The sequence below is a fragment of the Microbacterium sp. K24 genome (assembly GCF_004794465.1).
GTDB lineage: Bacteria > Actinomycetota > Actinomycetes > Actinomycetales > Microbacteriaceae > Microbacterium.
In genome coordinates, this window is record NZ_SSDJ01000095.1 from 1 (window position 1) to 1,922 (window position 1,922).

The 1,922-nt window shown below is 71.4% G+C and carries 1 protein-coding gene; it reads right to left on the minus strand.

Annotation, left to right across the window (positions count from 1 at the left end):
- Positions 1-1,922 (minus strand): HtaA domain-containing protein (locus DW306_RS08555; RefSeq protein ID WP_205814124.1); only part of this gene is annotated, 1,922 nt, incomplete at both ends.

A 1,922-nucleotide genomic window follows, 5' to 3' on the forward strand; every position in this document is an offset into this window, starting at 1 on the left:
GCCGGTGTCGTCGCGGCCGTGACCGCTGCGGTGGCCTCGGAGTCGGACTCGTCGTCGGCCGGCGCCGCGACGCCGCACTCGGCGTCGACCGGGATCACCGCGGTGACCGGGTCGAGCGCCTCGCCTGCGGCGTAGGTGCCGAACGCGGCCGCCCCCGCCTCGGTGAGGGTCGTGGGCACGGTATCCAACGAGAGCACCCCGTCGACCACGGCCGCATCACCGAGCGCGAACTCGGCCAGGCGGACGCTCGGCTGATCGACGCTCGTGCCGTCCTGCGTGGTGCCGGTCACGTCGAACACGAGGTAGCCGGTGTCGCCGGCGAGCTCGACGCGGGCATTCGCCAGCGTCGTGTTCAGCGCGCCGTCATGCCCCGTGAAGGTGATGCTGCCGCCGTAGGTGACGAGCCCTGCGAGGGTCTCGTCGTCGAACGGTCCTGCGCCGCTCTCCCAGACGAAGTCCGGGTACTGGTAGGCCACGTCGGCGAGGGTCCAGCCGCCCTTCGCGATGCCCTCGATGTAGGTGCGGAAGGACTCCTTGTACCCCCACTTCAGCGTCGCGCCCTCGACCGTGCACGCGCCGAGCGCGGTCGTCGCACGCGTCAACGTGAACGCGAGACCCCGGTCGACCGAGCCCTGCAGCGTCAGGGTGTGCGTGCCGTCCTCGAGGCTCGCCGGCAGCGTGCCCGTCCAGGTCGCGACGCCGGTGGCATCGGCCGACACGGTCTCGAGCAGCACCGGCGTCGAATACACGACCACCTGGATGCCCTCCTCGTTCGGCTGGAATCCGGCGGCGGAGACGGTCGCCGCGGCACCCGACTCCAGCGCCGCGAGGTTCTCGTCATCGATCACGATGCCCTCCGTCGCGGGCGGCGTGGTCGGCAGGGTCGTCTTCGCCTTGACGGATGCCGCTGCCACCGTGCCCGTCGTCCCCGACGGAGCCGCCGCGGGCGAGCCGATCGTGAAGGTGACGGGGTTCAGCGTGGTCGGGTTCCCGGAGAGGACGCGGTCGCGCCCGGCATCCGTCAGCGAGGCCGGAGCCGCGATGTAGCTCACGGCGCCGTTCGCCGTGGTGCGCGCCGCACTGCCGAGGTCGAGCGTCGCGAAGGCGACCTGTGCGCCACCGCTCGATACGTACAGCGTCGCCGTGTTCGCCGAGGTGATGCGGATCACCGGGTTGGCGAGGGTGACGTCGAGCACACCGTGGTGGCCGGTGAAGCGCACCGAGCCGCCGTAGGCGACGCTGCCGAGACCCGTCGTGACGTCGAAGTCGCCGCCGACGGTCTGCCCGAACTGGAACTGGCCGCCGGACCGGGTGGCGCCGTCGGACACGGCGATCGACCCCTGGGCGATCGGGCCGGTGATGTAGCTCACGAACGACGAGGAGATCGCCCAGCGGAGGGAACCCCCGGGGACGTTCGCCGGTGGGGTCGCCGGAGTCACCGGGGTCACGGGCGGCTGCGGCTCCTCGGGCTTCTCGCCGAGCAGGGCGTCCCACTGCGCGTCGGTGATCGCGACCGTGGAGCGGGCGAGCATCGTGTCGGCGTTCGGCATCGTGTGCTGCTTCCAGACGATGACCTCGTAGGTCTTCGTGCGGTCGAGAGCGGCCGCGGCCGTCGTGAGGTCGACGCTGAACGCACCCCAGGTGACGTTCCGCACGTACTGCATCGCGAGGAAGCCGCCGCCGGCGGTGACATCCGCCTCGGTCCCCTCCTCGATCAGCGCGATATACGCACCGGTGATCGCGCCGAGCTTCGATGCCGCGGTCGTGACGGTCAGGCCGTCGGCAGCCGTGGCCGCCTTCACGGTGTTCGTGACGACCGGCGTGATCGTGTAGTCGAGGGCGACGCTGCGCTCCTGGTCGGCGTTGTCGGCGGATCCCGCGAAGAACAGCTCGAGGGACGTGTCGTCGCCGCCGTTGCGGTA